The 23,294-nt window shown below is 33.7% G+C and carries 19 protein-coding genes; 6 read left to right on the top strand and 13 right to left on the bottom strand.

Annotation, left to right across the window (positions count from 1 at the left end; all coding sequences use genetic code 11):
- Positions 1-22: 22 nt before the first annotated feature.
- The 6 genes from mrdA to CKV65_RS02260 all read right to left on the bottom strand — a co-directional run bounded on the left by mrdA (position 23) and on the right by CKV65_RS02260 (position 5,784).
- Complete coding sequence (mrdA, locus tag CKV65_RS02285; RefSeq protein ID WP_027889288.1) at positions 23-1,840, bottom strand: penicillin-binding protein 2; 1,818 nt, start codon at positions 1,838-1,840, stop codon at positions 23-25.
- Positions 1,841-1,991: 151 nt separating this feature from the next.
- A complete protein-coding gene (mreD, locus tag CKV65_RS02280; RefSeq protein ID WP_027889287.1) occupies positions 1,992-2,495 on the bottom strand; it encodes a rod shape-determining protein MreD in 504 nt (167 codons plus the stop codon).
- A complete protein-coding gene (gene mreC / locus CKV65_RS02275; RefSeq protein ID WP_027889286.1) occupies positions 2,492-3,439 on the bottom strand; it encodes a rod shape-determining protein MreC in 948 nt (315 codons plus the stop codon). Before mreC ends, mreD begins: the two co-directional genes overlap by 4 nt.
- Positions 3,439-4,482: a rod shape-determining protein gene (locus CKV65_RS02270; RefSeq protein WP_027889285.1), complete on the bottom strand. Its 1,044-nt coding sequence runs from the start codon at positions 4,480-4,482 to the stop codon at positions 3,439-3,441. Before CKV65_RS02270 ends, mreC begins: the two co-directional genes overlap by 1 nt.
- A gap of 49 nt (positions 4,483-4,531) precedes the next feature.
- A complete protein-coding gene (gene radC / locus CKV65_RS02265) occupies positions 4,532-5,221 on the bottom strand; it encodes a RadC family protein (protein ID WP_027889284.1) in 690 nt (229 codons plus the stop codon).
- Positions 5,218-5,784 carry a Maf family protein gene (locus tag CKV65_RS02260; protein ID WP_027889283.1) on the bottom strand — a complete coding sequence of 189 codons (567 nt, stop codon included), beginning with the start codon at positions 5,782-5,784 and terminating at the stop codon, positions 5,218-5,220. The genes radC and CKV65_RS02260 overlap by 4 nt, the downstream gene beginning before the upstream one ends.
- A 289-nt stretch (positions 5,785-6,073) precedes the next feature.
- Here CKV65_RS02260 and sigH point away from each other — a divergent pair, with 289 nt between their 5' ends.
- Positions 6,074-6,793 carry an RNA polymerase sporulation sigma factor SigH gene (sigH, locus tag CKV65_RS02255; RefSeq protein WP_027889282.1) on the top strand — a complete coding sequence of 240 codons (720 nt, stop codon included), beginning with the start codon at positions 6,074-6,076 and terminating at the stop codon, positions 6,791-6,793.
- Between the two features lie 110 nt (positions 6,794-6,903).
- On the opposite strand, the gene dapF is transcribed toward sigH, so the two are convergent.
- The 6 genes from dapF to CKV65_RS02225 all read right to left on the bottom strand — a co-directional run bounded on the left by dapF (position 6,904) and on the right by CKV65_RS02225 (position 17,049).
- Positions 6,904-7,764: a diaminopimelate epimerase gene (gene dapF, locus CKV65_RS02250; RefSeq protein WP_027889281.1), complete on the bottom strand. Its 861-nt coding sequence runs from the start codon at positions 7,762-7,764 to the stop codon at positions 6,904-6,906.
- 433 nt (positions 7,765-8,197) lie between these two features.
- Positions 8,198-9,415: a tyrosine--tRNA ligase gene (gene tyrS / locus CKV65_RS02245; protein WP_027889280.1), complete on the bottom strand. Its 1,218-nt coding sequence runs from the start codon at positions 9,413-9,415 to the stop codon at positions 8,198-8,200.
- Between the two features lie 30 nt (positions 9,416-9,445).
- Positions 9,446-11,620, bottom strand: coding sequence for a transglycosylase domain-containing protein (locus tag CKV65_RS02240; RefSeq protein ID WP_027889279.1), 2,175 nt, complete (start codon positions 11,618-11,620; stop codon positions 9,446-9,448).
- Between the two features lie 63 nt (positions 11,621-11,683).
- Positions 11,684-14,050, bottom strand: a complete 2,367-nt coding sequence (locus tag CKV65_RS02235) for an endonuclease MutS2 (RefSeq protein WP_027889278.1) — start codon at positions 14,048-14,050, stop codon at positions 11,684-11,686.
- A 123-nt stretch (positions 14,051-14,173) separates the two neighbouring features.
- Positions 14,174-16,654: a U32 family peptidase gene (locus CKV65_RS02230; protein WP_027889277.1), complete on the bottom strand. Its 2,481-nt coding sequence runs from the start codon at positions 16,652-16,654 to the stop codon at positions 14,174-14,176.
- A gap of 119 nt (positions 16,655-16,773) precedes the next feature.
- The gene (locus CKV65_RS02225; RefSeq protein WP_036254238.1) at positions 16,774-17,049 is read right to left on the bottom strand and encodes a cell division protein ZapA; all 276 of its coding nucleotides are present in this window, start codon (positions 17,047-17,049) and stop codon (positions 16,774-16,776) included.
- Positions 17,050-17,304: 255 nt separating this feature from the next.
- Here CKV65_RS02225 and CKV65_RS02220 point away from each other — a divergent pair, with 255 nt between their 5' ends.
- Genes CKV65_RS02220 through CKV65_RS02210 form a run of 3 tightly spaced genes read left to right on the top strand, consistent with a single transcriptional unit; the run spans position 17,305 to position 19,897 of the window.
- The gene (locus CKV65_RS02220) at positions 17,305-18,978 is read left to right on the top strand and encodes a DUF4127 family protein (protein ID WP_027889275.1); all 1,674 of its coding nucleotides are present in this window, start codon (positions 17,305-17,307) and stop codon (positions 18,976-18,978) included.
- Between the two features lie 27 nt (positions 18,979-19,005).
- Positions 19,006-19,296 carry a hypothetical protein gene (locus tag CKV65_RS02215; RefSeq protein WP_027889274.1) on the top strand — a complete coding sequence of 97 codons (291 nt, stop codon included), beginning with the start codon at positions 19,006-19,008 and terminating at the stop codon, positions 19,294-19,296.
- Position 19,297: 1 nt separating this feature from the next.
- Positions 19,298-19,897: a LysO family transporter gene (locus CKV65_RS02210; protein ID WP_027889273.1), complete on the top strand. Its 600-nt coding sequence runs from the start codon at positions 19,298-19,300 to the stop codon at positions 19,895-19,897.
- A gap of 68 nt (positions 19,898-19,965) precedes the next feature.
- Here CKV65_RS02210 and CKV65_RS02205 read toward each other — a convergent pair whose 3' ends face one another.
- Complete coding sequence (locus CKV65_RS02205) at positions 19,966-20,751, bottom strand: histidinol-phosphatase HisJ family protein (protein WP_027889272.1); 786 nt, start codon at positions 20,749-20,751, stop codon at positions 19,966-19,968.
- Positions 20,752-21,114: 363 nt separating this feature from the next.
- Here CKV65_RS02205 and sufC point away from each other — a divergent pair, with 363 nt between their 5' ends.
- Positions 21,115-21,873, top strand: coding sequence for a Fe-S cluster assembly ATPase SufC (gene sufC / locus CKV65_RS02200; RefSeq protein ID WP_027889271.1), 759 nt, complete (start codon positions 21,115-21,117; stop codon positions 21,871-21,873).
- A gap of 2 nt (positions 21,874-21,875) precedes the next feature.
- A complete protein-coding gene (gene sufB, locus CKV65_RS02195; protein ID WP_051177551.1) occupies positions 21,876-23,294 on the top strand; it encodes a Fe-S cluster assembly protein SufB in 1,419 nt (472 codons plus the stop codon).

The following is a 23,294-nucleotide window of genomic DNA, read 5'->3' as shown; positions in this document are numbered from 1 at the left end:
TTATTATTTTTAATTTATTATTTTATTGTTGAGCTGGAGCGTTACCATTTGCATTAGCTTGCTGTTGTTGGTCTTGTGGTTTATCAAGTCCAAATGCAGCTGTTAAAATCTTATGACCAATAGGCACAGCAGAAGTTGCACCATAACCGGCATTTTCTACGATTACGGCTACTGCTATATTAGGATTATCAAATGGACCATAAGCTACAAACCAACCGTGTTCACGGCCTTGAGAGTTTTCAGCTGTACCTGTTTTACCTGCAATCGGCACAGGGAAATCTCTAAACATAGAAGCCGCTGTACCAATTGTACTAACTTCATGTAAGCCTTGCTGTACGAGTTGTGCTATAGCTGGGTCGATGTTTAAATCTCTGACGAGTACTGGGTCAAAATGTTTAATTACATTGCCATTGGAATCAAAAATATCTCGTACTAAATACGGTTTATATTTTTTACCACCAGTTGCAGCTTCACTCATAACAACTGCCATTTGAAGTGGTGTAGCAAGTGTAAAGCCCTGACCGATAGAAGCATCGAATGTTTCGGCTAAATACCATTCTTCATCAAATACTTTACGTTTGTATTCAGGACAAGCAACATTACCAGAAGCCTCATAAGAAAGGTCAATGCCTGTCTTTTCACCAATACCAAAAAGACGTGCCCACTTTGCTAAACGGTCAATGCCAAGTCGATTACCCATTTCATAGAAATAAACGTTATCTGAATGAGCTAAAGCTTGTACGAAGTTGATATAACCAAGTGCTTCGCCATCTGCATTTGTCTTTGGAATAATCCAGTGCTGACCAGAGTCAAAAATGAGTTCATCTGGTGTAACAACTTTTTCCATCAAAGCTGCTGTACCAGTTATGATTTTAAATGTTGAACCTGGAGGATATTCACCTGTAACAGCTTTATTATCAAGTGGATAATGTGGATTGTTATTAATAACATTCCAATCTTTTGTAGAAATACCGAGAGCAAATAAATTTGGGTCAAAATTTGGTCGACTGACCATAGCTAAAACTTCACCTGTCTGTGGATTTAATACGACAGCAGCAGCAGCCTGTGCGCCAATTTGACCGAGTACTTCATCCATAGCTCTTTCAGCAGCATCTTGGAGATGGTAATCAATCGTAAGACGAAGATTATTGCCAGCAACAGGTTCTTTCATTCCAAGACGTTGTACAGGTCTACCTGTAACATCGACTTCAACTTGTTCCCCACCTGGTGTGCCACGTAAGTAAGTATCATAATATTTTTCCAAACCAAATTTACCGATGATATCGCCTAATTTATAAGAATCATCGCCACTTTTTTTCTTGTCTTCCAGCTCGCTATCACTGATTTCACTTACATAACCGAGAACGTGTACACCTTCAGTTTTATAAATATAATTTCTTACAGGCTTCGTATCGATGAATACGCCAGGATACAAATCCTGTTGCTCTTCGATTACAGAAATAATTTCTGGAGTGACATCAACTTTTATTGTTACTGGGTCAAAACCAGAATGATTAGCTATTTTATTATTAATATCCTCAGCATTGAGATTTAATAATTTTGCTAAACGGTCAACAACTTCTGGTGAAACAGGTTCCAGTGATGGTAACAATTCTACTGTAAAAGCTGGTCTATTATTTACAAGTGGTACATCATTTCGGTCATAAATAACGCCACGTGGTGCCGAAGTAGAAACAAGACGAATACGGTTTCCATCCGCTAATTTGCCAAAATATTCACCTTGATAAATTTGTAAATAAACAAGGCGACTGATAAGAGCAACTATAATCAGTATTAAAATAATAGCTAAAATTTTAAGACGTTTATCACAAAATTTCACAGTTTTCTCCTATATAATAAATTAAGACACCTTTTTAGGTGTCTTAATTATATTTTGATATATTCTTTAAAAATATACAGATATAAAAATATGCTTACCTAAAAGTTAATATAATTATATCATATAAAAATCAAATATACATTGTATCGATTTAAAATTCTTGACTTTTTATTAAGTATTGTATTTTTTTATTGATATATACGACCAAGAAATATACAGGATATGCAACTATTAAATTATAAATAAGCATAACTATAATATTATTAAAAACTTGCCATATATTAAAATCATAACCTAATAAAAAGATGAGAATTGCAATCAAAACATTATTTAAAATTGTTGCCAGTAGCGAAGCTACCAGTGGTAAGAAGATATTTTCTTTATAGATAAATTGTGTTAAACGGTTAATCAGTATACATAATATCAAAAAAGTGAATATATGTATGCCTAAAAATGAACCGGACGCTAAGTCAAGAAATAATCCTGCACAAAAGCCATACAAAATAGCATATTTATCATAGAAAATACCAAAGAAAATAGTTATTAACAAAACTAAATCAACTGTAATACCATTGTATGAAAAAATATTGAAAAATGCTGATTGAAGTATGTACGCTACAAACAGCATTAAAAACCAAGGAATTAATGTTTTCATTTAGCTTCACCTTGATTTTGATTTGTTGCTGGAGCCGGTTGAGCATTTGCTGCTGGTTGAGTTGGAGCTTGAGGTTGAGGCGGCAACGCAGATACTGGTTCACGATAGTTAGTAATAACGGCAACATCTTCTAATTTTTGGAAATCTACAGCTGGATATAATACTGCGTATTGTAAAAGTCCACCAATATCATTTTTCAAAGAAGTTACAGTACCAATTACAATTCCTTTTGGATACATACCACCAAAACCAGATGTTACGATGATATCACCTTCAACAATATTTGCATTCTGTGGTATGTTTGTCATATTGATAGCAGAAGATGAATCTGCCGTTCCTTTGACAACCCCTGCCAGGCGAGAATCAGCACGTTGCACTATAGCGCCGACTGCACTTCTTGGGTCAGTGATTAATTCTACTTCAGAATATGCTGGATATGCTTCATGAATAGTGCCAACTAAACCATCTGGTGTTACAACCGTCATATTTTTATCTACGCCATCATTACTACCACGATTAATAATAATGTGATTACTCCATGTAGAACTATTTCTACCGATTACTGTTGCAGGTAATAAATCAAACTGCGGTGTATTTGTACGATAGTTAAGCAATTGACTCAAACGAGCATTTTCAGATTCAAGTTCAGCTGCACGAGTTACTTTCGACTTTAAATCATCATTTTCTGCTTTTAATTCTCTATTTTGGTCATATACATAAAATACGTCATGAACATAATCTCCAAAAGCGGAAATTTTACCCGAAACAGCACTTGTAACTGATTGAAATGGAGCAAGTACATTTATAACAATAGCGTGTGCAAGTGGTGTATTAAAGCGACTGATTGCCGCAAAAAATATAATACATAAAACACTGATAACAACAAAGATGACAACCAAAAGCCGTTTGGCAGAAAAATTATTATTATTGGAAGGAATTTTCATTATTTATTCAACTTCTTATCACTCAAAATTACATTATTGAGTAAATTAATATTTTCCAAAGATTTTCCAGTACCTTCACCAACGCAAGACAATGGGTCTTCGGCAATGATTACTGGCATACCAGTTTCCTGAGAAAGAACTTTATCGAGGTTGTGTAAAAGTGCTCCGCCACCTGTGAGCATGATGCCACGGTCTAAAATATCAGCAGCAAGTTCTGGTGGTGTTCTTTCGAGTGTCATTTTTACAACATCAACGATTTTTCTTACTGGGTCTTTTAATGCTTCTGTAATTTCATCAGCATGAATAGTGAGTGTTTTTGGTAAACCACTAACGAGGTCACGACCTCTGATTTCAAAATCTTGTTCCATGTCATCGCTAACCATGGCATTACCAATAGTCATTTTAATTTCTTCAGCAGTACGTTCACCAATCATTAAATTGTATTTGCGTTTGATATACTGAATGATTGCGCTATCAAGTGCATCACCAGCTACACGAATAGAACAGCTAGTAACGATACCGCCAAGTGAAATAACAGCAATTTCTGTAGTACCGCCACCGATATCTACAACCATACTGCCAGTTGCTTCTTCTACAGGTAAACCTGCACCAATTGCTGCTGCCATTGGTTCTTCAATTAAGAAAGCTTCTCTAGCGCCAGCTTGAATAGCTGCATCTACAACAGCTCTTTTTTCAACTTCAGTAACGCCAGAAGGAACGCCAATAACAACGCGTGGTTTGCTAAAGGAAGAGCCATTTCTAGCTTTATTTATAAAATATTTCAACATTGCTTGAGTTACTTCAAAATCAGCAATGACACCGTCTTTCATTGGTCGAATAGCTACAATGTTGCCAGGAGTACGGCCAATCATGCCTTTGGCATCAGAACCAACAGCTAAAACTGCGCCAGTATCTTTTCGGATAGCAACAACAGATGGTTCACGAAGCACAATACCTTTTCCTTTTAAATGTACTAAAGTATTGGCTGTTCCTAAATCGATACCGATGTCTTGGGAAAAACCACCAAATAAATTCCACTTCATGTTAAAAATTTACTCCCTTCATAGATTACAATAATTACAATCTGAATATCTATTTTATCATACCTTCTTGTTTTAAGCTAGTATATTTATTATCTCCAATAATAATATGGTCAAGAATTTCGATATCCAAGATTTTCCCTGATTTTATAAGGCGTAAAGTTACATTAATATCCTCTCTGCTAGGTGTTGGGTCACCGCTAGGATGATTGTGAACTAAGATGATACTAGAAGCACAATTTGCTATAGCACAGCGAAAGACTTCACGCGGATGAACAATAGAAGCATTCAAACTACCGATGGATATATCGGGAAACGAAATGACTTGATTTTTTGTATCTAAAAGCAAAATTGCAAAATGCTCACGCTTTTCATAACGCAATCGAGGCATAGCATAATTTGCTACATCACTAGGCGTTTTTATAGTATATTTATTACTTGCAGGTTTTTTAGCAAGACGCAAACCAAGCTCAATAGCTGCTAAAAGTGTAGCCGTTTTTGCGCTTCCCATTCCACTGATTTGCTTTAATTCACTTGGTGGAATATTTACAATAGAAGCTAATCCTTCATTTTTATAGGTAGATAAAATTTCTTGTGCGAGTTCTAGCACAGATTTTTTTCTAGTACCTGAATGAAGCAAAATCGCCAATAATTCCATATTACTCAAGCATTTTGCACCGAAAGTTAATAGTTTTTCACGCGGTTTTTCTTCATCGGGTAAGTCTTTCACCATTATCGTCATAGTTTTACATCAGCTTTCTTAGCTAAATCATATAAGCAACTAAGTGGTAAGCCAACTACATTAAAATAACAACCATTTATTTTTTTTATAAATACACTAGCAAGACCTTGAATAGCATATGCACCAGCTTTGCCATGCGGTTCGCCAGATTTTATATATGAATGTATTTCCGCATCGGTTAATTCTTTCATAGTAACATCTGTCACAGCTACATCATAATAGATTTTTTCACCACATACAAGAGCTATACCTGTATAAACTTGATGAGTATGGCCAGATAAATTTTTTAACATAAAATAAGCTTCATCATCATCTTTTGGCTTACCATAAATTTGACCGTAATAAGCGACTATAGTATCAGCTCCTAAAATGACTTCATCTTTATTTTCAGCAATAACAGCTGCTGTTGCTTTTAAAATAGCATTCTGTTTTACAAGTTCTTCAGGATTATTTTCTTGTAATGGAGAAATTTCTGCACAATCTGTAGGACGACAAACAAATTTACAATCAATTTGTTTCAAGAGTTCACTACGACGTGGCGAAGCGGAAGCTAAAATTAACATAAATAATGTATCCTTTCTAAAAATATTTTAAAGAACTTTTTGCAGTTTTTTGCAATTTGTTGTATTATATAATTGCTCAAGATAATAATAATTATAACAAATAAGATATGAATTTGCAGTAATATTAACTAAATTATATATACAATTAAGGTGGCATTTGTCTCCTTGACTGTATAATAAAATCAATGATATAATTTTGGATATAAATACATAATTTTTTATGTCATATAAGGAATTTAAATGAATTTAATTAAGGTAGCAAGTTTTTATTGTTTAGGAGAAAAGTGCGATGGTAATGGAAAATAGTAAAGATTTAGAAGCTAAGATTAATCATTTAGAACAGATGTCTGATGAAGAAATTGTTGCACAAATCAAAGAAAAGCACGATGATGTCGCACTGGATTTTTTAATAAAAAAATATCGCAATTTAGTCCGAGTTAAAGCACGTGCTTATTTCTTAATCGGTGCGGACCGAGAAGATATCATTCAAGAAGGGATGATTGGTTTATACAAAGGCGTTCGCGATTTTCGTAATGATAAGCAGTCTTCGTTTAGAGCTTTTGCTGAAATGTGTATAACGAGACAAATTATTACGGCAGTGAAAACGGCTACAAGACAAAAACACATACCACTCAATTCGTATGTATCATTAAATAAACCAATTTATGATGAAGAATCAGACAGAACGCTATTAGATGTAATCTCAGGTTCTGTAGTGATTGACCCAGAAGAAATGATGATACATAGGGAAGAGTTTTTAGACATTGAAGATAAAATGGAAAAACTTTTGAGTGATTTGGAATGGAAAGTTTTGATGGCTTATCTTGATGGTAAATCGTATCAAGAAATTGCAGTAGAACTTCATCGTCATGTAAAATCCATAGATAATGCACTGCAACGTGTAAAACGCAAATTAGAAAAATATGTAGATGGACATGGCAATATAGATATCAAAGGAAGTATGAGTGATTTCGGCTCGGTAGGAAAGTATTTAAGAGATTTATATTAATAAATGGTTATCCCTAAAAAACAGCAGTTTTAAAAGTAATTAATGGCTTTTAAAACTGCTGTTTTTGTTTTATCTAAAATCTATGATATTTTAACTTGGATATTTTAAATTTACAAATTAATTTTTTGTAAGAAAAATTCTTTAGAAAAATTACCATATGCTACACTTGTTACATTGCCTATTAAATTTACACTCCAATCATTATTTATATGAATATTAATGTTACCACCAGGCATATGAACATTTATATCATTAGTTGTTAATCCTAATTTATAAGCAACAGAAGCAGTAGCACAACTACTTGTTCCTGAGGCTAAAGTATATCCTGCACCACGTTCCCAAATTTCTATTTTAATATTATTTTTGTCGAGTATTTGCAGAAATTGTACATTAATTTTATTAGGAAACATTTTATTATTCTCAATCATAGGTCCTAAAGATTGTGCTATTTGACTAGAAATTTCATCCATTAAAATAACACAATGAGGATTTCCTATAGAAACACAAGATACATTGTAAATATTATTATTGATTTCTAGTGGACAATTAATAGCTTCTTTTGTAGAAAATTTAGTAGGAATTAATTTACTATCAAAAGTAACTTTTCCCATATCTACTTTTATAAGATTTGCATTATTATCTAAATATTCTATATTTACAGGGCCTCCTAAAGTATGTAATTTAAAAGATTTTTCATTTATATATTTTTCATCAAATAAATATTTAGCAAATTCTCTTATTCCGTTTCCACTTTTTTCAGCTTCACTACCGTCTGGATTAAATATTTTAAAATAAATTTCATTTTTATCGTTGAATATAGGTCCAAATAATATGCCATCAGAACCTATACCATAATTTCTATGACAAATAAGTTTTATCAAATCTTTATTTAATTTAAAATTTACATTGTTTGGATCTATTATAATGTAGTCATTTCCTAATGCATGGTATTTATAATAATCATATTTCATAATTTGTTCTCCTTAAATTTTATATACAATTTATTCATATTTTTAGATTGTGTTTTTACACATAATTATACAACTGACAGTTTGTTTAATTAGTAGTATTTGTTACAAAAGATATTATATACTTTTTAAAACAATAAAAAATCAATAAAAGTGCATAAAACATTGCAAAAAATACTTTGTATAATTGATGAAAATATATAAAGCATTATTACTAATGCAGATTATATAAATAAAAATGCAGTATTAAACAGTAAATTTACTTATAAACATTATATAATACATAAACATCTATTTATTTTACTTAAAATATTAGTTCAAAATTGATATATAACATTTATATTTTTAGTTTTTTAGGATTGTTGATATAAATAAAGATTTGATAGAAAAAAAGGCTTAGCTATAAATTACAGCTAAGCCTTTTTCATTTTTATCATTAAGCTTTAATTAAACGATAGAATTTTTTCTTGCCTTTGCGAACGAGCATACCATCGCCTTCGATATCTTCGGCTGTGATAACTCTTTCAACATCAGTCCATTTATCATCGCCAATGGATACACCATTTTGAGCGATTAAACGGCGACCTGCACCTTTTGATTCAAATACTTTAGCTTCAACAAGAACATCAAGCAATTTTTTACCAATATCTTCTGGTTTGATAAGGACTGTTGGCGCATTTTCTAAATTACCTTGTCCGCCGAAAAGTGCTTGCGCTGCAGCTTGAGCTTTGAGAGCTTCTTCTTCACCATGAACGAGTTTTGTAACTTCGAAAGCGAGAACTTTTTTAGCTTCATTAATTTGCTGGTCGCGAAGTGAACCTAAACGATGAACTTCATCCATTGGTAAGAATGTCAAAAGTGCTAAGCATTTTTCAACATCACCATCAGATACATTGCGCCAATATTGATAGAAATCATATGGAGAAGTTTTTTTCGGGTCAAGCCATAATGCACCTTTAGCTGTTTTACCCATTTTTTTGCCTTCACTATTAGTCAGCAAATTAAATGTCATACCATAAGCAGGTTTTGCTTCTTTACGACGAATGAGTTCTACACCAGCGATGATATTTGACCATTGGTCATCTCCACCGAGTTCCAATACGCAACCAAAACGGCGATTTAATTCCATAAAGTCATAAGCCTGCATAATCATATAATTGAATTCGAGGAAAGTCAAACCTCTTTCTAAGCGCTGTTTGTAGCATTCAGCAGCAAGCATGCGGTTTACAGAAAAATGAGGACCGATATCACGCAAAAGTTCAATATAATTTAATTTGCGGAGCCATTCACCATTATTGATTATTAAAGCTTTACCTTCAGAAAAATCGATGAAACGTTCCATCTGTTTTTTGAAACAGTTGCAATTATGTTCAATATCTTCATCAGTAAGCATTTTTCTCATATCTGTACGGCCAGAAGGGTCACCAACTGTACCAGTACCGCCACCAACGAGGCAGATTGGACGATGTCCAGCTTTTTGCATATGTGACATTGCCATTAAAGCGAGAAAATGGCCTACATGTAAACTGTCCGCTGTTGGGTCAAAACCCATATAAAATGTTACGTGTTCGTTTTCTAAAGCTTTTTTTAATTCTTCTTCATGTGTTACTTGTGCTAAGTAACCGCGTTCTTTAAGGGTATCAAATACACTCACTAAAAAAATCCTCCTAAATATCTATGTCTATCAATTTAAACCTTTTCCCTGTTGAATACTAGGGGCAGGAATATTTTGTCTTTCAGGCTCAATAGCCTCTTGTTCATATGATAGTCCTACTTCTGGAGCAGGTTCTTGCTCATCTGGAGTAGCTTCATTTACTGGACGGCGATGTTGTTCATTGATGCCATCTTGATGCTGTTCATCTCGTCTTGGAGTATTGTCTCTATCTCTTGATGAACGGCGTTCTCTAGTAGTTGTTTCTTTTTCTGACTCTACACTCGTTACTGGATTACTAATAGATGTATCCGAGCCATCAAAATTCTTAGCTGGAACATTTTGAAGTGCTGCATTCATGAAATTTTGCCAAATTTTAGCTGGAATAGTTCCGCCTGTAACACCTGGCATTTGAGCATTATCATCACAGCCCATCCAAACAACAGTTACGAGATTTGGTGTATAACCTGCAAACCAAGCATCTTGATAATCATCCGTTGTACCTGTTTTTCCAGCTGCTGGACAATTTATCTTAGCACCAGTACCAGTGCCTCTTGCTATAACATCTTGCAACATACTTGTTAAAAGTGTCGCTGTTCGTTCAGAAAGAACTTGCTTAGTTTCTGGTTTATTTTCATAAATGACTTTACCTTTGCGGTCAATAACTTTTACAACAGCAACTGGTTTAGTATAAATACCATGATTGGCAAATGCACTATAAGCGCCAGCCATATCAAGAACTGTTACACCTTGAGTTAAACCACCAATAGAAGCAGCTAAATTCTTATCATTTGGCTCTCCTGGAGCAGAATTCATAACTAAAGTTGAAATACCTAAATTTTGTGCTGTCGCCAAAACTTTATCAATTGAAACTTTTTCAGCTAAACGTACAGTTGGTACATTGAGCGAATTAATTGCCGTTTGACGCATTGTAACTGTACCGCTAAAAGTACGATTATAGTTTTGTGGTTGCCAATCACCTAATTTAAACGGCTTATCTTCTATAGTCGTATCTGGTGTCATATTAGCTTCTAAGGCAGTTGCAAAAGTGAATGGTTTAAATGATGAACCTGGCTGACGTACTGCCATTGTCGCGCGATTGAATTGGTCTGTACCACGACCACCAACCATAGCTTTAATATAGCCTGTAGTAGGGTCAATTGCTATTAATGCACCTTGTGGCTGTTTTAATCCATTAGCATCATCATAATATGTTGGAAGCAATGTATTTATGGATTGTTCAGCTGCTTTTTGCATATTCATATCAATTGACACATAAATTTTTAAGCCTTCTTTGTAGACGGCATCAGCTCCAAATTTATCAATCATTTCCTGTGTTACATAATCGATAAAATATGAAGCAGTATTATTCTGTTCTTCTTCTTTTGGATTTACTAATTGAAGCTGCTCTCTTTTAGTTTTAACAGCCATATCTGGCGTTATATAATCGTATTTAACCATTTGGTCAAGTACTTCACTGCGACGCTCCATAGCAGCACTTAAATTATTAAGTGGTGAATAATAATTTGGGCTACGTGGAATGCCCGCAAGCATAGCACATTCTGATAAATTCAATTGGTCTACATCTTTGCCAAAATAAGTCTGTGCTGCTGCTTGAACACCATATGCACCTCTACCAAAATAAATTTGATTGAGATACATCTCTAAAATTTCATCTTTTGTATATTGTTGTTCTAAGCGAAGAGCAATAAAGAATTCTTGTATCTTGCGCGTTATCGTTCTATCTTGTGATAAGAAAGCATTTTTAGCTAATTGTTGAGTGATAGTACTACCACCTTGGGCAACTTCACCACTGACAACATTTGAATACAATGCACGTAAAATACCTCGTGGGTCAACGCCATTATGTTCATAGAAACGATTATCTTCAACAGCAATAAACGCATTTTGTAGATTTTTAGGAATTTTATCCAATGAAACCAAAGTACGATTTTCTGTAGCATGAATATTCGTAATAAGGTTGCCATTCATATCAAAAATTTGTGAAGAGGCTGGAGGATGTATATCTGAAACATCTTTATCTCCACTCATGCCAATGGCTACTAATCCACATCCTACCCCTAAAAAAACTACAATTATTAATGATATCATAAATAATAATATTTTTTTTAGGCTAAAAGAACTATTTTTTTTCGGTTGTTTAGCGGGATTAGTATGCCGTTTACCATTATGCGGCTCTTTGTCCATATAATCCACCTCAAAATTGTTATAATACTACTATTTTATCATAAATAGCGGTATTTAGCATGGCTATTTTAATTTCACAGCAGTTACACCACTGCCACCTTCATCCATATCACCTAAAGTATAACTTAATACATTGCGATGATGTTTTAAATATTCTTGAATACCTTTTCTAAGTGCACCCGTTCCTTTACCATGAATGATAAGTACACGAGAAAGTCCAGCGATGACAGCATCATCTAAATATTTGCTAACTACATCGATTGCTTCATCGACCATCATACCACGGATATCAACTTCCGGACTGATTTGACTGACTTTAGCAATCATACTAAATCCACCAGCTTTTTTGCCTGGTTTTTCCTTTACTTTTACAGCATGAGAAACAAAAGAACAATCTTTTGCTTTTACATTCATTTTTAAACTGCCTAATTGCACTGTGAGGTCTTTGCCATTTATCTCAATTACTGTACCTTTTTGGCGCAATTTATTTACGTAAATAATGTCGCCCACAACTATGGTTTTAATATCGACAGCTTCGCCTGGTTTATTTGGGTCATCGCCTGGTTGATTTACTTTATCTAAACGACGGCTGAGTTTATGGCGCGCTTCATCGATTACTTCTTGACGTTTCTTACTGCCGAAATCATTGAATTGTGCTTTTAATTCTTTGATGATTTCTTCCGATTCGCGACGAGTACGACGCAACAGTGTAGCACATTGTTCTTTCGTCTTGCGCAAAGTCTGTTCTTTTTTTCGTGCCATTTCTTGCTTCATATCAGCTAATTGTTTTTCTAATTTTTCAATGCGCTGTTGACGTTCTGCAATATCAGCATTTTTTTGTTCGTATAAAAGTTTTTCGCTCTCTAATGTGTTTAATACATTTTCAAATTGAGCGTGGTCAGCTTTTATGAGTTGCTGAGCGCGAATAATCAAAGAATCAGATAAACCTAAACGACGGCTAATAGAAAAAGCATTACTAGCGCCAGGGATGCCGATTAATAAGCGATACGTAGGGCGCAATGTTTTTATATCAAATTCCACACTGGCGTTTTCAATGCCTTCTGTAGAGTAGGCAAATGTTTTTAATTCATTATAATGTGTCGTAGCCATGACAGTTGCACCGATTTGCATCAGGCGTTCTAAGATAGCCATAGCAAGCGCTGCACCTTCTTCTGGGTCTGTACCAGAGCCTACTTCATCGATTAATAATAAATCTTCACGTTCAATATTGTTTAAAATATAAACGATATTTGTCATATGCGCAGAAAATGTACTCAAACTCTGCTCAATGCTCTGTTCATCACCGATATCAGCATAAACATTTTGATAAATAGAAATTTCTGAGCCAGATTGCACAGGAATAAAGCAACCAGCTTGAGTCATCAATACGAGAAGTCCCAAAGTTTTCATGCTGACAGTTTTACCACCAGTATTAGGCCCAGTTATGAGTAAAGTGCGATATCCTTCGCCGATTTTGATATCGATTGGCACGACTTTATTTCTATCAAGCAATGGATGACGCGCTTTAAATAATTTTATAATGCCTTCATCATTTAATTCCGGTTTAGTCGCATGCATCTTGCGAGCTAACTTAGCTTTAGCAAAAGCAAAATCAATCTGTGCCATGATTTCGCAGTTTGATAGCAAAATTTCTGCTTGTTTGCCGATTTTTTCCGATATGACTGCCAAAATACGTTCAATTTCTCGTTTTTCATCAATAGCTAATTGTTTTATATCATTGTTTAAATCGACAATTGCCATAGGTTCGATGAATAAAGTTGAACCGCTAGAAGATTGGTCATGAACAACGCCGGCGAAGTGCTGGCGATATTCCTGTTTTATTGGAATTACATATCTGTCATCTCGAATTGTTACAATATTATCTTGAAAATACTTTTGGTAATCAGGATTTTTTAAAATGGAATCAATGCTTGTTTTGATGCGACGTTGTGAAGATTTCATTTCTCGTCTAATACGCATGAGTTCCACACTAGCACTATCGCGCATTGAACCATGTTCATCAACAATATTATCGATTTCTCGTTCTAATTGACCTAAAATCTCAATATTTTTCGCCCATTGCTTAAATTGTGGGCTATCCATTTCTAATTCCTTGAAAAATTTCTTTAAATTACGCATAGCGTACATTGTATTTAAAACATCGAGCAAAGATGCGACTTCAATGACTATGCCTAATTTAGTTTTTTTCAGCAGTGAACGAATGTCATGTATACCGCCAAACGGTGGTTCTGCATTTACTAAGATATTACATGCTTCTTCTGTCTGACTAATTCTTTCACTGACTTCATCAAAATCATTGCTAGGCAAGAGTTTTTCTGCCATTTCTTTACCCATAGCAGAAGTTGCCATATCTCTAAGCATAGAAATGATTTTAGGATATTCCAAAGTTTTTAATACAGATTGATTCATTTAAATCCTTTCCTAAAATGCTTCAATAGTTAATAGATTTTTTTATAACGATATTTAAATGCCTAAAATAGTCAGTGCAACAAAATTAATGATATGCACTAATTTATATTGCACTGAATAATATTATTCTACTCCGCGGAAATAATGACCTCTAGTGATATCTACTTCATATTTTGTGATATTTTCTGGCATGAGTGCTATATGATTTTTGCCTTCGATTAAGACTTCTTTATACAATTTTGTAAATGTAGCTAATTCTTTATCACCCATGTAACGACCGTCTATGCGCACACGATTTATGCCACTTTCTTTAAATTCTGGTAAATGTGCCAGCATATTGAGTTTTTTCGCGTTTAAAAGGTGCATATGGCAGAATTGGTCAGTGACAATCGGGAATTTTTCATTTTTGCGGTCACAGAGCCAATATCTATTTTTTTCACATGGTTTTGTGCAAGTTCCTTTATCTAAGTTGCCCAAGAAACTACCTAAAACGCAGTATTCAGAAACCATCAATTCCATATTTCCATGAACGATACATTCAAGTGGAAGCACGGAAGCTTTTGATAATGTTTTTATTTGTTTAAAATTAAGTTCAGGCGAAACGGTAGCACCTTGGATACCATAATTTGCTAAAAATGAAATAGTAGCATCATTATACGTATTAAAGGAATAATCGGCATATACTGGAACATCGCTCACTTTGCGAATTAAATACATTTGTGCTAAAGAATGAGCATAAATAGCATCGACTGATAAATCTTTTATATTTTCCAGCCATTTAGTAAATGCTGTCTGTTCATTATCTCGCATGATGCGTGGCGTTCCAAATGCTATTTTGCAGTTATTTTCATGACAAATTTGCTCTGCTTGTCTATACATATCTGGTGTAATAAATTCATGTTGATAAGAATCGCCACCGAATAATACGATATCAGCGCCATTTTTTACAGCAGTCTGCACTTTTGCCAAAGTATCCACAGCTACGACTAGTTTTAGTTGTACAATTTCATTATTATTCTGTTTAAAATCCTGTTGCCATAATTTATTGTCCATGACAACTGACTGTGGTCTTTCATATGCTTTAAGACGTAAATTCATCAATTTTTCAACTAATACGCGACGCGTATCATTCATAACGCTCATTGGCACGATGATATTATCATCGATATCACAAGTTAAATCACGCAATTCATAAATAGTCGTGCCAAGTCTATTCATTTGTTTTTCAATAGCTTGTTTATCAGTAGCTCTCTTTAAAGCTGTTTCAACGATAAAATCGCTTGTAGATTCTGCACTGTAGCCATTTTCATCTACAGCTTTAAGCTTAAACGGTTGACCTTGTTTAGCTATAGCTTCAATATCGAGTGCAACGCGACGTACTGGTGCATTAGTAGTGAAGAAAGCTCTAGCTTTTTGCATTAATTTCGCGTCAAATACTTTAAATACTCTATCGTGTGGGTGAACTCTACCTGGTACAGGTATAGAAACTTCCATACCGCTAGTAGCTTCGGTTACTTCTTTATTTTTGACAAAAATATTGCTTATATTTGTATTGACACGACCGCCGACTTTTACCCAGAAATCAATCGTATCGCCGATAGCTATATCTTCTGTTAATTTAATGATGGCACGGCGCAATTTATCATCATAGCGCACAACTCGACCGATAAGACGACCGCGGTTATTTGGTCGTTTATCACTCATCATGAATTTACCCTGTTTTTTCTCTAAATAAGCTGTAGTAAAATCACGATTGAAAATCTGTGATAGATTTTTTTGTACATCTTCCACTAAATCTGTTTTTTGATAAAATGCATCGATTTTTTGACGATATGAATTTACAACGACAGCTACATATTCTGGTTTTTTCATGCGTCCTTCTAATTTTAAAGAAGCAACACCTGCTTCAATTAAATCTGGAATTAATTCAATCGTATTCATATCGCGTGGACTTAATAAGTATTGACCAGCATCTTTTAATACGTTTTGACCATTTTTATCAACTAAAGAATACGGCAGACGGCAAGGCTGGGCACAACGACCACGATTACCACTTCTTCCACCAATCATACTGCTCATCAAACATTGACCAGAATAACATACGCATAATGCGCCGTGCGCGAATACTTCGATTTCAACATTGCAATTACGACAAATATGACGAATGTCTTTAAGCGTCACTTCACGCGATAATACTACACGTGAAAAACCTAATTCTTGCAAAGCTAAAACTCCAGCTAAATTATTGACTGTCATCTGTGTGCTTGCATGCATCGGCAAATCAGGCACAATTTCATGAGCTATTTTAGCAACGCCAAAATCCTGCACTAGTATAGCATCAGCGCCTACTTCATATAAATAACGCAGATATTCAACAAGTTCAGGTATCTCAGCATTATCAACTAATGTATTTACAGTTACATGAATTTTTACATTGCGTAAATGTGCAAATTCAATTGCTTCTTTTAATCCCTGTTCATCAAAATTATTGGCATATGCTCTCGCGCCAAACATTTGTCCAGAAAGATATACAGCATCGGCGCCACTTTCAACAGCAGCTTTTAAAGCTTCTATACTTCCCGCAGGTGCTAATAATTCAATCAAAAACTTTTCCTCCTGTCATTTTCTCAATTTATTATAATACACCAACTGATAAAAATAAATGGTAGGACAATATTTGCCTACCACTATCAACTACATTTACATTATTAATTATAAAGTATTTATGTATTTTTTTTATCAGAACGATTTTCTTCTAAAATATTCCAAAATTCATCATAATCTTTTTTTAAGCTTATTAACTGGTCTGCTAAATCAAGTGCTGTAAGCATAGCAATTCTATCTGGTGGAAGATATTGATTTTGACGCAACAAGGCACGCATTTTTTCATCAACCATTTTTGCTGCCATTTGAATACTTTCAACATCGTTTACACCTTTAAGTGGATATTTTACACCAAAAATTTCCACAGTTACCTTATTATTCACTTTATCACTCATAAAATCACCTTATTAAATACATACCATTATTAAAATATGATACATACAATTATTTATTTTAGTTGACTTTCTAAAATAATGAGCTATATTAGATGAAATCAAACAAAAACATTGAATTTATAAAATAACAATATCCCATGTTTATTATATAATATAAATTTATCTATAGCAAAAAGTTTATATTATTAATAAATTTTTTTGACAGGCTAAAGTGGATTTCATACAATAAATTATATTGTGTTTTAAGGAGAAATTATGAAGCAATTTGCAAGAAAATGGTTACTGCCGATATTGGCTGTAACATTGATGATTATATATTACATTACAAATATTCAATTACCCCCAGCTACTTCCATTGAACTAACTCAAAATTATCACAGTAAAATAATTTTAATCCCATTAGATACAAGACCGCCTTGTCAAAAAATGGTCGTCGATGCAGGAAAAATGGCAGGGATTGAAGTCATAACGCCACCGTCAGAAATCATGGATTATTACACTAAAAAAGGCGATAGTAAAGCTATTCAAAAATGGTTACTAGAAAATATATCTCAAGTAGATGGTGCTATTATTTCTATTGACCAACTGCTCCATGGTGGTTTACTTGCTTCGCGCGAAGCACAGACTACTGATGCAGAGCGCGTAGAGCTGATAAAATTTTTACATGAATTGCGCCAAAAAGCAGCTGATAAACCAATTTACGCATTTAATATTTTACCACGCATCACACCAACACCGACATTAGAGAGTGATAGCAAAAAAATCATCAAGATTTCTCGTCTTTTAGATGAAATAAGCATTTTTCAAAATGTAGATGATATAAAACTCGTCGAAGATTTAAAAGAGGATATAAAAGAAGAAGATTTAAATACGTATCTTGATTTATTCAAGAAAAATACCGCTATGAATAAGGACTTAATCCAATTGACACAGGATAATACTTTGACAAAATTCATAATCGGTCAAGATGATGGCGAAGATTTTGGCGTGCCTAATATGGAAAAACGCAGTTTACAAAATTATTTACACGCTGTAAATATCCCGTCAGAAAAAGTCATGATTACAAAAGGCGCTGATGAAGTTGCTCTATCTCTTTTAGCTAATTTTGTACAGCAAAAGACAAATTATCAACCCAAAATATACGTCGCTTATAACGATGAAAAAGCCGCAGGCACTATCATGCCATTTATGGCTGGTTCTGTAGGTTCAACCGTTAAAGAAAAATTAAATTTATCCAATGCTATAGAAGTGAATTCACCTGATAAAGCGGGCTTAATTTTATATGTATTTATTGGAAATGATGATAATTTATCGACTCAATATAAATCAGCTGTAGAGATAAAAAAATACCTTGCTCAAGGGAAAAAAATAGCTCTTGTTGATTTAAGCAAACATTTTTCAGCAAGTGAAACAGTGTTTCCTGAACTATTAAAGGAAAATGTACCTATAAATAATTTAGTAGCTTATGCTGGTTGGAATACGGCGAGCAATTCCATTGGCACAGCACTTGCCAATGCCATTATCTATAAGGCAAGCAGACCAGAGTTTAATACTACAAATGATATTTTAGCTTTAGAATACAATCGCTTGACGTTACTATACAATCGCATATTAGAGGATTATTATTATTTAAAGGAAATAATTGACGTTTTAAATATTACCTTGCGCACTAATGGCTATGAAAATGTAAATGATTTGGATATGGAACACAATTATATTTGGATGAATGACTTACTACAACAAGATATGAATAAACGAACTTGGGCATTATGGCATAGCAAATCAGCACAGCAACCTATCGCAGTACAAACACCAGATGGAATTTATAAATTGACCATCAGATATTTACAAGCTGAAACATTTTTTCCATGGCCACGCACATTTGAAATCTATTTACAATCACATTTAAATCTATATAGATTGCCATAAAATTTTATTTTAAAGGAGTAATAATAATTGATAGAATCTTTAATAATGATAGTTGGTGCCATTGCTGGCTATTTTATGTTACGTCTTAAAAGCTCGACGCAGAAAAATATCACTGTATTAAACGGAAAAATACAAATAATAATTGTCGCTTTAATCATCTTCATCATGGGAATAAACTTAGGTAGTATAGATGATTTTGCTCAAAAAATGATTACAATGGGCTTTCAAAGTTTAATTTTTGCCATTATACCTACTGCTTTTTCGGTAGCTATCGTTTACTTTTTTAGCCGAAAATTTATCGTAAAGGGGAATAAATAAAGTGGTATATATAGCTTTAATAGCACTTATCATAGGAATAATTTGTGGTCAATTTCTTTTTTCAGCTCAATATCATGATTATTTAGGTTTAATAGCAGATTATCTACTGTATATATTGATGTTTTCTGTCGGCATAAGCGTTGGCATGAATGAAACCATCATTCAAAAGATAAAAAATTATAATTTGAGCATTTTATTAATACCTATCGGTGTTACAGTAGGTTCTGTATTTGGCGGTTTTGTCTGTGGCTTTTTATTCGACATGCGCCTTGTCGATAGTTTGTCAATTGGTGCCGCCATGGGTTGGTACAGTCTATCTGGTGTAATGCTTGAAGCACTTTCAAGTGCACAGGTTGGGACTATTGCTTTTCTGAGCAATTTACTGCGTGAAATCATCGCCTTTTTAATGATTCCACTTCTCGTAAAATACCTCAATACGTATTGTGCTATTGCTGCTGCTGGTGCTACTAGCGAAGATACAACACTTCCCATGCTCATAAAATACAGCGGAGAAGAATTTATTATCATATCCGTAATAAATGGCGTACTTTGCTCCGTCGCTGTACCGATTTTAATAAACTTGTTTTTCTCAATACTATAATAAAAAAATTGCACTAGAAGTTATTATCTATTTAACTTTACTAGTGCAATTTTTTATTAATTTCTTTTTTATAATTTATGTGCCATTGGTTGCATCTTATCATAAGTATAAAAATATTTAAAACCTAAATCTTTTAATATCTTCTGCGTTTCTGCAATCTTAAAGCCATATTGACCTTCTTTATGTCCGTCAGAACCAATAGTTATTATTTCACCACCTAATTGTTTATACATTTTTAAAATATTTATAGACGGTGTCAAATCCTTTATTCCATAACGATAACAAGATGTATTCACTTCAATACCTTTTTTATCAGCAATAACTTGTTTTAATATCTCTTCAATAATTGGAGCCGTTTTTTCAAATGGATAATCTCCACATTCATCATATCGTTTTATCATGTCTAAATGACCTATTACACTATAATCTTTATACTGTCTTATTACATTTAAAATTTCTGCATAATATCTAAGATTATATTGTGCTTGCGTTTTATTTTTTTGAAATTCATAGTTCCAAAATTCCAAATTATCAACTTGATGACATGAACATATTATAAAATCAAACGGATATTTTTTAAAAAGTTCTTTATACTGGTCTATAGTTTTTGTTTGAATACCAAATTCCATGCCCCATTTTAAATTAATCTTATCTTTATATATCTGTCTATATTTCTTAAAATTCATTAACGACTTTTCACAATCACAATTTAAATCTGTTTTTACACCATAATCAATATGTTCCGTAAAACAAATTTCATCTAGTTTTTGAGCTATAGCATATTTTATAACAGTTTCCATTGGACAAACTGAGTCATCACTAAATTCACTGTGTACATGATAATCTGCGAGCATTATAAGACCTCCCTTATAAAGGTCATAATAATATATAATAAACACAAAATCAATCATTATTTACTTTATTTTTAAAACAATTATATTTTCAAAGTGCTCTATATTAATGATAAAATCTTAACACTTATAAAAAATACTATAATAAATATAAATAATACACTTAAATATTTATCATAACAAATACACTATTATTTTCTATTGACAACATCTATTAATCATACTAAAATAATAGTGTATTAATCGTGACAAAATTATATTTCATGTTATTTTATCATATAAATTATTATTACCTATTAGAATTAACGTATATTTTTATATATTTTAAACCTATTATTTGGGTAGGTTTAATGAAAGGAAAAGATTATGAACAACACACTTTTAACGATAAATAATTTAACAACTAGCGCAGATGATAAAACAATCTTGCGCGATTTAAATTTAAAAATAAATTCCGGTGAAACTCATGTATTGATGGGACCAAATGGAGCAGGAAAATCCACTCTTGGCAATGTGATTTTGGGCAATCCTCAATACACAGTGAATAAGGGTTCAATTGTTTGGGAAGATGAAGATATTACAGCGCTTCGCACTGATGAACGCGCTAAAAAAGGAATGTTCATGTCATTCCAAAGCCCAATTGAAATACCGGGTATATCTATTTCCCAATTCATTCGCACTGCAATGGAAGCAAATTCCACACAGAAAATACGCTTTAAAGATTTTCGTGCTAAGATGAATGAAGCGATTAAGACTTTAAATATCAACCCTAATTGGATTAATCGTGAGTTAAATGTAGGTTTTTCTGGCGGTGAACGCAAAAAAATTGAAATGCTTCAATTATTAATGCTACAGCCTAAATTCGCTATCTTAGATGAAACTGACTCTGGACTTGATGTTGATGCTGTAAAAACCGTTTCTCAAGGTATCGAAGCATTTCAAAAAGAAGATAATCATTCATTGCTCATAATCACGCATAATAGCAAAATTTTACAGTATTTAGATATAGATTATGTCCATATCATTGTAAATGGAACTATTATAAAAACGGGTGATGCTTCGTTGATTAAATTGATTAATGAACAGGGCTATGAACCATTTATAAATAGCAGACAAGGAGATTGAATATGAATAAACAAAATCAATATATTAATGAAGCTGCTATGCAAGTAGAAAATCGCTACGATTTCAGAAATGAAGAAAAAGATTCTTATCGCATAAATAAAGGTTTAACGCCTGAAATCATCGAAGAGATTTCTGCCAAAAAAGATGAACCGCAATGGATGAGAGATTTCCGCCTGCGTTGTCTTGAAACTTATCATGATTTAGATGTTCCACCGTGGGGACCATCTATTGATGGGCTAAATATCGACAATATTGTAACGTATGTAAAACCGAATACTTCCATGCAAGGCAAATGGAATGATGTTCCGGAAGATATAAAAGATACATTTGAAAAATTGGGCATTCCGCAAGCGGAACAAAAATCTCTTGCAGGTGTTGGCGCACAATACGATTCAGAAGTTGTTTATCACAATTTAAAAGAAGAAGTGGCAAAACTCGGCGTAGTTTACACTGATATCGAAACGGCATTAAAAGAGCCATATGAACCGATGATTAAAGAGCATTTTATGAAGCTCGTCACACCGCGTGACCATAAATTTGCAGCTTTGCACGGTGCTGTTTGGTCTGGTGGTTCATTTGTGTATGTACCGCCTGGCGTAAAAGTAGATATTCCGCTTCAGTCATATTTTCGTTTAAATGCGGCAGGTGCTGGACAATTTGAACATACTTTAATCATTGTTGATAAAGGTGCAGATTTGCACTTTATCGAAGGTTGTTCTGCTCCTAAATACAATGTAGCAAATCTGCATGCAGGCTGTGTAGAACTTTTTGTAGCAGATGATGCAAAACTTAGATATTCTACGATTGAAAATTGGTCAAAAAATATGTATAACCTCAATACAAAACGCGCTAAAGTCGGCAAAAACGGCACAATGGAATGGATTTCCGGCTCGTTTGGTTCTCATATTTCTTATCTGTATCCAATGACAATTTTAGCTGGCGAAAATGCTAAAGCTGAATTTACAGGCATAACATTTGCCGGTAAAGGTCAAAATCTTGATACTGGTGCAAAAATGGTGCACAACGCTAAAAATACATCTTCATTGATTAACACGAAATCAATTTCTAAAGATGGCGGAGCAAGCACTTTCCGCAGTTCTGTAGTCGTTTCTAAAAATGCTACAGGCAGTAAAGCACTCGTTTCTTGTCAATCGTTGATGCTGGATAATATTTCCCGCTCTGATACGATACCAGCCATGGACATTCGCACAAACAAAGCCAGCGTTGGTCATGAAGCTAAAATCGGGCGCATCAGTGACCAAGCGATATTTTATCTGATGAGCAGAGGTATGAGTGAAGCTGCGGCACGCGCTATGATTGTCAATGGTTTTGCTAATCCTGTATCCAAAGAATTACCAGTGGAATATGCTGTAGAAATGAATCATTTAATTCAATTAGAAATGGAAGGAGCTATTGGCTGA

It is taken from the genome of Megamonas hypermegale (assembly GCF_900187035.1).
Classification (GTDB): domain Bacteria; phylum Bacillota; class Negativicutes; order Selenomonadales; family Selenomonadaceae; genus Megamonas; species Megamonas hypermegale.
The sequence above is the reverse complement of the archived record's forward strand: the minus strand, read 5'-3'. Positions and strand labels throughout refer to the sequence as shown.

Excerpts from the sequence above, each read along its gene's own strand:
- sufB (WP_051177551.1), top strand. The coding sequence starts at position 21,876 with ATGAATAAACAAAATCAATATATTAATGAAGCTGCTATGCAAGTAGAA.
- sigH (WP_027889282.1), top strand. The coding sequence starts at position 6,074 with ATGGTAATGGAAAATAGTAAAGATTTAGAAGCTAAGATTAATCATTTA.
- dapF (WP_027889281.1), bottom strand. The coding sequence starts at position 7,764 with ATGAAATATGATTATTATAAATACCATGCATTAGGAAATGACTACATT.
- CKV65_RS02220 (WP_027889275.1), top strand. The coding sequence starts at position 17,305 with ATGAAGCAATTTGCAAGAAAATGGTTACTGCCGATATTGGCTGTAACA.
- CKV65_RS02240 (WP_027889279.1), bottom strand. The coding sequence starts at position 11,620 with ATGGACAAAGAGCCGCATAATGGTAAACGGCATACTAATCCCGCTAAA.
- sufC (WP_027889271.1), top strand. The coding sequence starts at position 21,115 with ATGAACAACACACTTTTAACGATAAATAATTTAACAACTAGCGCAGAT.
- mreC (WP_027889286.1), bottom strand. The coding sequence starts at position 3,439 with ATGAAAATTCCTTCCAATAATAATAATTTTTCTGCCAAACGGCTTTTG.
- radC (WP_027889284.1), bottom strand. The coding sequence starts at position 5,221 with ATGACGATAATGGTGAAAGACTTACCCGATGAAGAAAAACCGCGTGAA.
- CKV65_RS02260 (WP_027889283.1), bottom strand. The coding sequence starts at position 5,784 with ATGTTAATTTTAGCTTCCGCTTCGCCACGTCGTAGTGAACTCTTGAAA.
- CKV65_RS02270 (WP_027889285.1), bottom strand. The coding sequence starts at position 4,482 with ATGAAGTGGAATTTATTTGGTGGTTTTTCCCAAGACATCGGTATCGAT.
- mreD (WP_027889287.1), bottom strand. The coding sequence starts at position 2,495 with ATGAAAACATTAATTCCTTGGTTTTTAATGCTGTTTGTAGCGTACATA.
- CKV65_RS02235 (WP_027889278.1), bottom strand. The coding sequence starts at position 14,050 with ATGAATCAATCTGTATTAAAAACTTTGGAATATCCTAAAATCATTTCT.
- CKV65_RS02225 (WP_036254238.1), bottom strand. The coding sequence starts at position 17,049 with ATGAGTGATAAAGTGAATAATAAGGTAACTGTGGAAATTTTTGGTGTA.
- CKV65_RS02205 (WP_027889272.1), bottom strand. The coding sequence starts at position 20,751 with ATGCTCGCAGATTATCATGTACACAGTGAATTTAGTGATGACTCAGTT.